Source organism: Halomonas rhizosphaerae, from assembly GCF_030010555.1.
Lineage (GTDB): Bacteria > Pseudomonadota > Gammaproteobacteria > Pseudomonadales > Halomonadaceae > Halomonas > Halomonas rhizosphaerae.
This window is the reverse complement of record NZ_JASCQP010000046.1, coordinates 61,005-72,596: the sequence shown is the minus strand read 5'-3', so window position 1 is coordinate 72,596 and position 11,592 is coordinate 61,005. Positions and strand designations below refer to the sequence as shown.

Below are 11,592 nucleotides of genomic sequence, written 5' to 3'. Positions count from 1 at the left end.
GGCGGCACCCTGGCCGAGCACCTGGCCCGGGAGGAGAACGACATCACGGTGGTGGACACCGACGGCGAGCGCCTGCGCGAGCTGCATACCCGCCTGGACATCCGCACGGTCTCCGGGGCCGGCTCCTACCCCATGGTGCTTCGCCAGGCCGGCTGCGAGGACGCCGACATGCTGATCGCAGTGACCAACTCCGACGAGGTCAACATGATCGCCTGCCAGGTGGCCCACACCCTGTTCCGCACGCCGACCAAGATCGCCCGGGTGCGTGCCACCGCCTACCTGACCCGCAAGGGCCTGTTCGCCCACGAGGCGGTGCCCATCGACGTGCTGATCAGCCCCGAGCAGGTGGTCACCGACCATATCCGCCGGCTGATCGAGCATCCCGGCGCCCTGCAGGTGCTGGAGTTCGCCGGCGGCCTGGTGCAGCTGGTGGCGGTGAAGGCCTTCTACGGCGGCCCGCTGGTCGGCCAGGAGCTGGGCTTCCTGCGCCGCCACATGCCCAGCGTGGACACCCGGGTGGCGGCCATCTACCGCCAGAACCGGCCGATCATTCCCCGCGGCGACACCGTGATCGAGGCCGACGACGAGGTGTTCTTCATCGCCGCCCGGCGCGACATCCGCGCGGTGATGAGCGAGCTGCGCCGCCTCGACCGCGACTTCCGCCGGGTGATGATCGCCGGCGGCGGCAACATCGGCGAGCGCCTGGCCGAGCACCTGGAGCACAGCCACCAGGTCAAGATCATCGAGCACAACCTCGAGCGCTGCACCCAGCTCTCCGAACGCCTCGACCGCACCGTGGTGCTGCACGGCAGCGCCACCGCCAAGCGGCTGCTGGAGGAGGAGAACATCGAGGACTGCGACATCTTCTGCGCGCTGACCAACGACGACGAGGTCAACATCATGTCGTCGATGCTGGCCAAGCGCATGGGCGCCAAGAAGGTGCTGACGCTGATCAACAACGCCGCCTATGTCGACCTGGTGCAGGGCGGCGAGATCGACATCGCCATCTCGCCCCAGCAGGCCACCATCGGCAGCCTGCTGACCCACGTGCGGCGCGGCGACATCGTCAACGTCCACTCGCTGCGCCGCGGCGCGGCCGAGGCCATCGAGGCCATCGCCCACGGCGACACCCAGTCGTCCAAGGTGGTGGGGCGCGCCATCGGCGAGATCGACCTGCCCCAGGGCACCACCATCGGCGCCGTGGTACGCGGCAAGGAGGTGCTGATCGCCCATGACGACGTGGTGGTGGAGTCCGGTGACCACGTCATCCTGTTCGTGATCGACAAGCGCCGGCTGCGCGACGTGGAGCGGCTCTTCCAGGTCGGGTTGACGTTCTTCTGAGCATGGCAAGGCCTCGAGAGCCAGGGCACGGGCGCCCCTGCCCGGTCTCCTGCCATGAAAAATGCCTCTGGTGATCGTATGCTGGGAGACAACCGTCATGCGCAGAGTGGAGAACGCGACGATGATCACCGAGACGGACAGGCAACACCTGCAGCGCTGCGTGGAGCTGGCGGAGGAGGCCCTGGCGGCCGGCGACGAGCCATTCGGCTCGGTGCTGGTGAGCGGCGATGGCGCGGTGCTGGTGGAGGATCACAACCATGTGGCCGGCGGGGATGCCACCCAGCATCCCGAATTCTTCCTGGCGCGCTGGGCCGCGGAGAATCTGACGCCCGAGGATCGCGCGCGGGCCACCGTCTACACCTCCGGGGAGCATTGCCCCATGTGCGCGGCGGCCCACGGCTGGGTGGGGCTGGGACGGATCGTCTATGCCAGCTCGTCCGAGCAGCTGGTGGACTGGCTGGAAGAGCTGGGTGTGGCCCCGCCAAGGGTGCGCCCGCTGCCGATCCGGGAGGTGGTGCCGGACGCGGTGGTCGAGGGCCCGGTGCCGGAATTCGCCGACCGCATCCGTGAGCTGCATCGCCGGCTGCATGGCGCCTGACGCCGCTATTCGCCGGGCCGGCCGAGAATCCGGTAGGTGCGGGGCTTCGCCTTGTCGTCCTCGGCCCGGGGCGTCTGAGCCTCGAGCTGCCCCGTCAGGGTCGCGGCGCCGGCAGAGGCCGAGGCCTCGAGCGAGGCCTGCATCCGCTGCCGGGTCTGGCCGATGGCATCACGCATCTGGGACTCCATTGCCGGCCGATGGAGCGCCTCCTGTACCTTGAGCAGGACAACCTCGCTTCCCGCGATACCGGCCAGGGTCACGGCGGCGGTGACCGTGCCCATCACCAGGGCGCCCGGGCCCGCAGGCGCGGTGGCCGCTGACGCAGCTCCACCGGCGGCCAGCGAACGCAGGGTACCAGTCCCCAGGCGAGTGACCAGGCCGCGCAGGGCCAGGCGGCTGCCCTGCGCGGCGGCGGAGGCACCGAGCCGCCGGGCCAGAGCACGCCCCGCCAGCAGGGCGGTTCCACTGCCGCCCACGGCGGCAGTGCTCCAACGTGCCGTATCCCGGCCATCCTGCAGAGCCTTCTGGAGCTCCCCATCCAGATCGAGTTCATGGATGGGCCGCTCGCTCTCCCTTCCCGACGACACCTGTCGCGGGGCGTAGCGTTCCTGGAGCGTCTCGGCCATGTCATCGGCCAGTCCCTGCTGTTCGCTGGCCAGGCGCCGAGGATAGTCAGCCTGCAGTTCGGCCAGGGCCGACTCGAGGCCAGTCGCCTCGACCAGCCGTTGGTGAAGCTGCCCATCCAGCCAGGCATCGAGGTCACCCATGAGTGCCACGCCGAGCCGCGTATAGCTGCCGACGGGCGAGAAGTACCAGTCCAGGTAGTCCGGCACCGCCGCCTCGAGAGGCGCAAAGGCCCGCTCGAGCCGCTCGTCCAGCCAGGGCCGCATGCGCGCCTGGAGCCGCTCCTCCGCCTCCGTGGAGAGTGCCGACAAGTCGCGTGAGAAGTCGGCATGGGTCCCGGCATCCAGAGTCAGGGACTCGCCTGCCACGATCACCCGGAACAGCGGCGACTGACTGCGCGACGCCAGCCAGCCATGGCCGACCTCGAACAGCAGCAGCAGCACCATGACCACCAGAACCGACAGCCCCCATCCGCGCCAGGGATGGTTCGCGATGGCCAGACGCGCCCGGCCGGTTGACGGTCGCCAGGCATGACTCATTTGGGACCCTCCTCATGGTGGACGTGCAAGGCCTCATGCTGATGCCGACGCCCACCCCGACGCAGGGCCTCGGCGCCGACCAGCAAGCGCACGTAGGCCCAGGCAAAGGTGCTCTGGGTGAGCAGCAACAGTGACCAGCCCAGCATCGCCAAGGGCATGGCGAGCCCGAAACGCTCCTCGGCATTCTGCATGGTCCAGTGCTGGCTGATCTCGGCGATGGCCACCAGTCGCTCGAAGAACCCCAGCACGGCTCCCCCCGTATCGCCCGGGAAATGACGCAAGATGGCCTCCTCCCAGCCGAGCCCGACCAGCCATGGCTGGGGCAGCCAGAGAGTGGCCACCACGAGGATCAGGGCCAGCAGGCCGGCGGTCGGCACCACCACCAGGCGCCTCGTTACCGCCGGCAGGTGCTCGGTAATAACGTGGCGTGCCAGGCGTCGGCGCAGCAGGTCCTGCGCCACCACCAGCCCCGGCACCCCGGCCAGCACTACCGGCCAGAGGGGCGGCGCCAGCAGACGCAGCTTGACCAGCAGCACCAGCGCCAGAAGCGCCCCCAGCAGCTGATGACGCACCACCATCATCGCCCCGCCACGCAGCCAGCCATGCCAGGGGGAGTCATCGCGCAGGTACTGGTCCAGCCAGGCACGCCGCCTCAGCCGGGCGGCCTCCAGGCTGCCGGCCACGATCAGCTGGGTGGCCAGCACCCAGATCGGCAGGAACAGCACCCCGGCGAGATCCCTGCCCGACAGCGACCAGACCAGCAGCACCAGCACCGTCAGGGCCAGGTGGGCATGGCGCCAGAGGGTTGCGAGTCGTCGCCGGCGCCCTGCCATCAGGCTTGCAGCGAGAGGGCCCGCTCGACGTATGCCTCGCAGCGCAGCCGCGCCGGCCGGTCCTTCAGTGCCGCCCAGTAGGCCTCGAACTCGGGCCGCCGGGGAATGGTACCGAAGTGCATGCCCCAGCCGAGGTGCGAGCCGACATAGACATCCGCCGCGCTGAACGCCGTCCCCGCGATATGGCCCCGCCCGTCGAGGACACCTGCCAGGGTGTCGAGCACCGCCCAGTAGTCACCGCAGCCGATCTGCCTCTGCTGCTCGGCGGTGGGCTGCACGCCGAGGGTATTGAGCGAGATGACGGATTCCAGGGGACCGGCCGCAAAGAACAGCCAGCGGTAGTAGTCGCCACGCGCGGCGGGCGGCGGCGCCAGACCGGCCTCCGGGAAGGCATCGGCGAGATAGGCGCAGATGGCGGCGGCCTCGGTGACCACCACGTCCCCGTGGCGGATCGCCGGCACCTTGCCCATGGGATTGAGGGCCAGGTACTCCGCTGACTTCATGGTGGTGCCGTACTCGAGTATCACCGTGCGATAGGGCACGCCGAGCTCCTCGAGCATCCAGTGGACGATCCCGCCCCGGGAGAGCGGGTTGGTATAGAAGGTGAGCTCGGCCGGCTCCCGCGGGGCGGGTTCGGCCAGTGCCGCAGGCGGCAGCACGACCTCGGGTGGCAGCACATAGCCCTGTCCGGGCGCGTTGACGACCTCGACCCCCACCGCCCGCAGTGCGGCGATGTCCTGATAGAGGGTGCGCAGGGTGATCCCCAGCCTCTCGGCAAGCTCGGGCCCGCCGATCGGGCCTGTATGGTGACGCAATACCCGGATCAGGTCTTGCAGGCGAGTCGTTCGTGACATGGGCGATCCTCGTGCGCGTGACGACAGTATCTCGCCGCCTCAAGGGGCGCCGAGGGGATCATCATGCCTCCGACGCGGCATCCGATGCCAGTCACTCGGCCGTGAGTCTGCACGCGCAGGACCGAAGCGCCAGCAAAGGGGCCGAATCAGAGACATGCCGCGTGCCCCTCGGCACTCTCGTGGCAATGCCTCCTGCTAGGTTCAAAGCCCCTGGGCACCTCGGCGCAGCCAGTCGTGCACGAAGGCAAGCTTCTGGCGCGCGACATCCGAGAGCACGAAGGGATAGAGGTCGGACAGCCCCATGGAGCGATTGACGTGGTTGACCCCCGCCACCAGGCTGGCCGCGACATGAATCAGGCGGTCGGCGTCCGTTTCCATGTAGGGGTCCCAGCCGGGACTCGGCAACTCCGGCGAAGAGAGGCCTGTCGCGACGAAGCTGTCGGTGATATCGGTCAGGTGCAGCAGGTGGGCCGCGGTCTCGGCCCAGTCCTCGTGCGGATGCGCGGAGGCATAGGTGGTCAGGAAGCGCAGCCTCCAGTCGGGCGGCGGGCCGTCATGGTAATGACGCTGGAGCGCGGCGGGATAGTCCTCTCGCTCATCACCGAACATGGCCCGGAAGGCCTCGAGAAAATCTTCCCGCAGGCTGAGTCGCCACCAGAGCATATGCGAAATCTCGTGACGCATATGGCCGATCATGGTGCGGTAAGGCTCTTCCAGCGCCTTTCGACGGGTGGTGCTCAGGACCGGGTCCGCCTCCGCCACGCTGATCGTCACCACGCCCCCGACATGCCCCATGGGCACCGGCGTATGCCCCTCGGCCAGCATGTGGAAGACGGGGCGAGCGCCGGGATCCTCGGGCCGGAACCAGTGCCAGCGGCCCAGGTTGTCGAGCACCCAGCGCTTGGCGGCCTCGGTCTGCGCCCAGTTGGGCATGGCATCGGCGATGGACGGATCCGGCGCCAGCTCGGTCATGGCGCAGGAGCGGCAGAAGGCGCCCTGCTTGGGAGCGATCCAGTTGCAGCCGATGACCTCCCGATTGACGCAGAACGGCGGCATGGGCAGGAAGGCCCTGGCCTGCGGATCATAGGCAACGGGCGTTCCGTCGGCGGTGGCGAGGTTGTCGAACCAGAGGGATCCGGCACCGACCGGGTTGGCAAAGACACGCATGAGGCTGTCACTCCGCAAGAACCGCAAGGCAGTTGGCCCGACGCATTAGGGTGCATCCTGCTCTTTCCAGGTCCACCAATCAAACCATCGATGGTGTAAAGCTAGGCCGCACCCGAAAACACCGCACACGAGGTGAAAAAAAGACGGCGAGGGAGTCCCCCGCCGCCAATCATCGATCGCTACCGACCGAGAGAGTGCTCGCTGGTGCGTCGTTACGTCATCAGATCTCGAAGCCCAGTCCCAAGTCCTCGGCACTGATCGCCATCAACGGCTCGGCACCGGCTTCCAGCACCGCCTTGTGGGCGCGGGTGCGCGGCAGCAGGCGCTGGAAGTAGAAGCGCGCGGTGTCGAGCTTGGCGCGGTAGAAGGCGCCCTCCTCGGTGCCCTCGGAAAGCGCGATGCGGGCCTGTTTCGCCGCACGGGCGAAGAGGTAGGCCATCGTCGCGTAGCCCGAGTACATCAGGTAGTCGACGCTGGCGGCGCCCACCTCCTCGCGGTCGGCCATGGCCTTCATGCCGATCGCCATGGTCATTTCGCCCCACTCCTGGTTGAGCTTGGCCAGCGGTCGCACGAACTCAGCGAGCTCGCTGTTGCCCTCCTCGGCCTGGCAGAACTTGTGGATCTCCCGGGTGAAGACCTTGAGGCTCTCGCCCTGGCTCATCAGCACCTTGCGGCCCAGCAGGTCGAGGGCCTGGATGCCGGTGGTGCCCTCGTAGAGGCGGGTGATGCGCGCATCACGCACCAGCTGCTCCATGCCCCACTCCTGGATGAAGCCGTGGCCGCCGAAGACCTGGACGCCCTCGTTGGTCGCCTCGAAGCCCACCTCGGTGAGGAACGCCTTGACGATGGGGGTCAGCAGGCCCAGCAGGGTCTCGGCGCGTGCCTTCCCGGCGGCATCCGTGCCGTGCTCGACGATATCGATCATCTGCGCGGTGTAGAGCGTCAACATCCGACCGCCCTCGGCGAAGGCCTTCTGGGTCAGGAGCATGCGGCGCACGTCCGGGTGGACGATGATCGGGTCGGCAGCCTTCTCGGGCGCCTTGGCGCCGCTGAGCGCGCGCATCTGCAGGCGGTCGCGGGCATAGGCCAGGGCATTCTGGAAGCTCGCCTCGGTGAGGCCCAGGCCCTGGATACCGACGCCGAGGCGGGCGGCGTTCATCATGGTGAACATGCAGGCCAGGCCCTTGTTGGGCGCCCCCACCAGGAAGCCTTTCGCCGAGTCGAAGTTCATTACGCAGGTGGCGTTACCGTGGATGCCCATCTTGTGCTCGAGCGAGCCGCACACCACGCCGTTGCGCTCGCCCGGGTTGCCATCGGCATCGGGCAGGTGCTCATTCGGTAAATACTTCGGCACCACGAACAGCGAGATGCCCCTGGAGCCCTCGGGGGCGTCGGGCAGCTTGGCCAGCACCAGGTGGACAATGTTCTCGGCCAGGTCGTGCTCGCCGGCGGAGATGAAGATCTTGGTGCCGGTGATCTCGAAGCCACCGCCATCGGTGGGCACGGCGCGGGTCTTGATCAGGCCCAGGTCGGTGCCGCAGTGGGGCTCGGTGAGGCACATGGTGCCGGTCCAGGAGCCCTCGACCAGCTTGGTCAGGTAGGTGGCCTGCTGCTCCTCGGTGCCGTGGTGACGCAGGGCGTCGGCGGCGCCGTGGGAGAGCCCGGGGTACATGCCCCAGGCCAGGTTGGTGGAGCAGATCATCTCGTTGAGCACCATGGCCAGCGAGTGGGGCAAGCCCTGGCCGCCGTGCGCGGGGTCGGCGGCCAGGCTCGGCCAGCCACCCTCGACGTACTGGGCATAGGCCTCCTTGAAGCCCTTCGGCGCCTTCACCTCGCCGCCCTCCAGCAGGCAGCCCTCGCGGTCACCGCTCTGGTTCAACGGCAGCAGCACCTCACGGGCGAAGCGTGCGCCCTCCTCCAGGATGGCGCTGACGACGTCGGGCGAGGCCTCCTCGCCACCGGGCAAACGGGCGTAGTGGGCCGGATAGTCCAGCATCTCGTCCATCACGAAGCGAAGATCGCGCAGGGGGGCCTGGTAATCGGGCATCTCGAACTCTCCACAAGAAGGGGCGCCAGCACTCGGGCACCGGAAGGCGGCGGCGGCCACTTTCAAACATTCGTTTGAAATTATCCCTCATCCTGGATGCAGTCAAGCGTTCGTTTAACAGCTTCAAGTGACAAGGTACAAGGCGCAAGGGATGCCACCCAGGCGCAAGATGAAAAAAGGAGCAAGCCAAGGGATTTCCTTGAAGCTTGCTCCTTGTGGCTTGCGGCTGGCCGAAGGCCTTATTGCATGCGGATGCCGCCGTCCAGGCGAATCACCTCACCGTTGAGCATGGGATTGGTGACGATCTGCTCGGCCAGGCGGGCGAACTCATCGGGCTTGCCGAGCCGCTTGGGGAACGGCACGGCGGCGGCCAGCGCCTGGGCGGCCTCGTCGGGGATCTCGCTCATCATCGGCGTCTCGAAGACGCCGGGGGCGATGGCCATCACGCGCACGCCATGGCGCGAGAGCTCCCGTGCCGCCGGCAGGCTCATGCCCACCACCCCGGCCTTGGAGGCGCTGTAGGCGCACTGCCCCACCTGGCCGTCGAAGGCGGCGATGGAGGCGGTGTTGATGATCACCCCCCGCTCGCCGTCCTCGCCCGCGGGGTTCTTGGCCATGGCGGCTGCGGCCAGGCGCATCACGTTGAAGGTGCCCACCAGATTGATCTGGATGGTGCGGGTGTAGGCGTCGAGGTCGGCGGGGCTACCCGCGCGGTCGACCAGCTTGCCGACACTGACCACGCCGGCACAGTGCACCACGCCGGCGAGGCCGCGGCCATCGCTGAGCGCTACCGCCGCGTCGACGGCAGCCTGGATGTCCTCGCCGGAGGTGACGTCGCCGCGCACCGCCCGAGCGGCGTCGCCCAGGCGCTCGGCATGGGCATCGACGGCATCGCTGAGGTCGCAGAGCACCACCCGGCCACCGGCGGCGACCAGGCGTTCGGCGGTGGTCGCCCCCAGCCCGGAGGCGGCACCGGTGATCAGGAAGGTGTTGTCCTTCACTTGCATGTCAGGGTCCTCGGAGTCATTTAGCCGGGGCCTCTTCGGCCTTGTCGACGGCATCGGCGCGCAGCTTGAAGCGCTGGATCTTGCCGCTGGGGGTCTTGGGCAGTTCCTCGACGAACTCGATCACCCGCGGGAAGGCATGGGTCGAGAGTCGCTCGCGCACCTGCTTGCGGATCTCGTCGGCCAGTTCATCGCTGGGCTCGAAGCCCTCGCGCAGCACCACGTAGGACTTGATGATCTCGCCGCGAATCTCGTCGGGCTGGCCCACGGCGGCAGACTCGGCCACTGCCGGGTGGGTCATCACGCTGTTCTCCACGTCGGTGGGGCCCACCCGGTAGCCGGCGGTGGTGATGATGTCATCGTCACGGCCGGCGAACTGGAAGGTACCGTCCTCGTTGCGGATCACCACATCGCCGGTCAGATAATACCCTTCGGCGAAGGGGTGCTTCTCCTGCCAGGTGTAGCCGGCGAAGAAGTGCGCCGGCGAGTTCGCGATGTCAACCGCCAGCACGCCGGGTTCACCCGGGGGCAGTTCCTTGTACTCGGCATCGAGGATCGCCAGGCGATAGCCGGGCATCGGCACACCCATGGCCCCGACATGCTTGGGATGGTCCAGGGCATGGTGGTTGTTGCAGGTCATGCCGGTCTCGGTCTGGCCGTAGTGGTCCATGACCGGGCAACCCAGGGAGCGCTCGACCCAGGTCACCACCTCGGTGTTGAGCGGCTCGCCGGCGGAACTGGCCGCGCGCAGTTCGAGGGTCTGGTGGGCGTCATCGAACAGGCCGGAGGCCTTCATCAGGCGGTAGGCGGTAGGCGCGGCGGCAAAGTTGGTGATGCGGTGGCGCTTCATGAAGGCAAGCGCCCCCTCGGCGCTGAAGCCCGCCTCGCAGAAGTGGGTGGTCACGCCCAGCAGCAGCGGCCCGGCGATGGCGTAGTAGAGGCCATAGGCCCAGCCCGGGTCGGCCATGTTCCAGAAACGGTCGGTATCGCGCAGGTCGACGGCCAGCTCCATGTAGAGGGCGAAGGCCGGCATGCCGGCCAGCGGCACGGCCACGCCCTTGGGCTTGCCCACGGTGCCGGAGGTGAACATCTGCAGGAAGGGCTCGTCGCGCGGCAGGCGGGGCGGAGTGGCCTCGATCGGCGCATGGCTCAGGGCCTCGTCCCAGTTGAGGTCCTCGGCGTGGTCGGCATCGGGGCCGCCCACGGCGAGCACCGGCGGGCACTGGGTCAGGCCATCGAACTTGAAGCGGTTGGCGTGATCGGTGATCACAAGGCGAGTGTCGGCGCGCCCCAGGCGGTAGTCCACGGCGTCCGGGCCGAAGGCGGTGAACAACGGCTGGTAGACGGCGCCGATGCGCCAGGTGGCCAGCACCGCCACCAGCAGCTGCGGCGAACGCGGCAGCATGCAGGCGATGCGATCCCCCACCCCCAGGCCGCGCTCGGCGAACCAGCCGGCGAGCCTCGCGCTTTCGGCATCGAGTTCGGCGTAGGTCAGGGTGTTGACCTGGCCCTGGGTGTCCTCGTGCACCAGGGCCAGGACGTCGCCGCGCCCGGCGCGCAGGTGGCGCCCGCAGCAGGACTCGAAGGCATTGGCCTTGCCGTCGCGGTGGTCATCGAGGCGCGCGATGACGTCATCGATGGAAAAGGTCTCGAGATAGCTCTGGTAGTCGGGAAGGGTGCTCATGTACTGCCCTCTCGCGGTTTGTGCTTGTTGTGGCGGCAAACAAGGTTGGTGGCGATCAATACTGGCGACGAAGGAAACGACAAGCGCCGACGCTGGCGCGCACGCCCACTTTCTGATTAGATGCAGTTGACGTAAGCGTCAACCTAGCAAGCGCTTGGTACAAGCTAGAGGCTCCCGAGGAGCGGGGCAACCCCTGAACGGCAGGATAAGACTAGACGATGGTCGAGCGTGGCAGGCCGGCGGCGCGCAGGATGTCAGGCTCGATGGGTGATCATGGCGACCAGTTCGTGGGCCAGGTCATCGGGGGAGCGAGGGCCGGCGGGGTCGTACCAGCGCACCGTCCAGTTGAGCGCGCCCATCACGAAGCGGGCCACCAGGAAGCGGTCGCCATGGATCAGGCCGGCGGCCAGGGCCTCGTCGATCACCGCTTCCCAGAGCGCCTCGTAGGCATCGCGCAGATGGCTCAAATGGTTCCGGGCCTCGGGGTCGAGGCGACGCCATTCATAGAGGGCGACCACATGGGCGTTACGGTCGGTGAGCAGCGTCTCCAGGTGCGCGCGTGCCATGGCCTGCAACCGTGCCTCGGCAGAGTTGTCGCATTGTTCGAGGGCCGCCCTCGCGATGACCAGGGCGTTCTGGGTGCCCTCCTCGATCACCGCCGCCAGGATCTCCTGCTTGTCGCGGAAGTGGTGGAAGAGGCTGCCAGACTTGATGCCCATCTCCTGGGCGAGCATGCGCACCGTGGTCCGGTCGAAGCCTTCCTGAACGAACAACTGGGCGGCCTGGCGGGTGAGCTCCTTGCGACGCGGAGAGTCATTCATTACATTCATCGACATTTACACTAGCGCTTGCTTGGTTGACCCTGAGAAAACCACAGCCCCGACCCCGGGTCAACGCGGCA

General features: G+C 68.0%; 10 protein-coding genes. 2 read left to right on the top strand and 8 right to left on the bottom strand.

Translation table 11 applies throughout. The features are described from left to right. The coding region (trkA, locus tag QLQ83_RS19480; RefSeq protein ID WP_282736324.1) for a Trk system potassium transporter TrkA at positions 1–1,341 on the top strand (1,341 nt) is incomplete at its 5' end. Positions 1,342–1,438: 97 nt separating this feature from the next. Then, entirely contained in the window at positions 1,439–1,939 is a 501-nt protein-coding gene (locus QLQ83_RS19475) for a nucleoside deaminase (protein ID WP_326521423.1), read from the top strand. 5 nt (positions 1,940–1,944) lie between these two features. Here QLQ83_RS19475 and QLQ83_RS19470 read toward each other — a convergent pair whose 3' ends face one another. The 8 genes from QLQ83_RS19470 to QLQ83_RS19435 form a co-directional block, all read right to left on the bottom strand. After that, on the bottom strand, positions 1,945–3,102 hold the full coding sequence (locus QLQ83_RS19470; RefSeq protein ID WP_282737139.1) for a hypothetical protein: 1,158 nt from the start codon (positions 3,100–3,102) through the stop codon (positions 1,945–1,947). Beyond that, a complete protein-coding gene (locus QLQ83_RS19465; protein WP_282737138.1) occupies positions 3,099–3,935 on the bottom strand; it encodes a hypothetical protein in 837 nt (278 codons plus the stop codon). Before QLQ83_RS19465 ends, QLQ83_RS19470 begins: the two co-directional genes overlap by 4 nt. After that, complete coding sequence (locus tag QLQ83_RS19460) at positions 3,935–4,789, bottom strand: HTH domain-containing protein (protein WP_282737137.1); 855 nt, start codon at positions 4,787–4,789, stop codon at positions 3,935–3,937. The genes QLQ83_RS19465 and QLQ83_RS19460 overlap by 1 nt, the downstream gene beginning before the upstream one ends. 201 nt (positions 4,790–4,990) lie before the next feature. Further along, positions 4,991–5,956 carry a zinc-binding metallopeptidase family protein gene (locus QLQ83_RS19455; RefSeq protein ID WP_282737136.1) on the bottom strand — a complete coding sequence of 322 codons (966 nt, stop codon included), beginning with the start codon at positions 5,954–5,956 and terminating at the stop codon, positions 4,991–4,993. A 220-nt stretch (positions 5,957–6,176) separates the two neighbouring features. Continuing rightward, positions 6,177–8,003, bottom strand: a complete 1,827-nt coding sequence (locus tag QLQ83_RS19450; RefSeq protein WP_282737135.1) for an acyl-CoA dehydrogenase C-terminal domain-containing protein — start codon at positions 8,001–8,003, stop codon at positions 6,177–6,179. 239 nt (positions 8,004–8,242) lie between these two features. Continuing rightward, on the bottom strand, positions 8,243–9,010 hold the full coding sequence (locus QLQ83_RS19445; protein ID WP_282737134.1) for an SDR family NAD(P)-dependent oxidoreductase: 768 nt from the start codon (positions 9,008–9,010) through the stop codon (positions 8,243–8,245). Positions 9,011–9,026: 16 nt separating this feature from the next. Beyond that, positions 9,027–10,691, bottom strand: coding sequence for an AMP-binding protein (locus QLQ83_RS19440; protein ID WP_282737133.1), 1,665 nt, complete (start codon positions 10,689–10,691; stop codon positions 9,027–9,029). A gap of 254 nt (positions 10,692–10,945) precedes the next feature. Continuing rightward, on the bottom strand, positions 10,946–11,512 hold the full coding sequence (locus tag QLQ83_RS19435; RefSeq protein WP_282737132.1) for a TetR/AcrR family transcriptional regulator: 567 nt from the start codon (positions 11,510–11,512) through the stop codon (positions 10,946–10,948). Positions 11,513–11,592: the final 80 nt, after the last annotated feature.

Coding starts and splice junctions, on each gene's coding strand:
- QLQ83_RS19455 (WP_282737136.1), bottom strand. CDS start 5,956: ATGCGTGTCTTTGCCAACCCGGTCGGTGCCGGATCCCTCTGGTTCGAC.
- QLQ83_RS19470 (WP_282737139.1), bottom strand. CDS start 3,102: ATGAGTCATGCCTGGCGACCGTCAACCGGCCGGGCGCGTCTGGCCATC.
- QLQ83_RS19460 (WP_282737137.1), bottom strand. CDS start 4,789: ATGTCACGAACGACTCGCCTGCAAGACCTGATCCGGGTATTGCGTCAC.
- QLQ83_RS19435 (WP_282737132.1), bottom strand. CDS start 11,512: ATGAATGACTCTCCGCGTCGCAAGGAGCTCACCCGCCAGGCCGCCCAG.
- QLQ83_RS19445 (WP_282737134.1), bottom strand. CDS start 9,010: ATGCAAGTGAAGGACAACACCTTCCTGATCACCGGTGCCGCCTCCGGG.
- QLQ83_RS19475 (WP_326521423.1), top strand. CDS start 1,439: ATGCGCAGAGTGGAGAACGCGACGATGATCACCGAGACGGACAGGCAA.
- QLQ83_RS19465 (WP_282737138.1), bottom strand. CDS start 3,935: ATGGCAGGGCGCCGGCGACGACTCGCAACCCTCTGGCGCCATGCCCAC.
- QLQ83_RS19450 (WP_282737135.1), bottom strand. CDS start 8,003: ATGCCCGATTACCAGGCCCCCCTGCGCGATCTTCGCTTCGTGATGGAC.
- QLQ83_RS19440 (WP_282737133.1), bottom strand. CDS start 10,691: ATGAGCACCCTTCCCGACTACCAGAGCTATCTCGAGACCTTTTCCATC.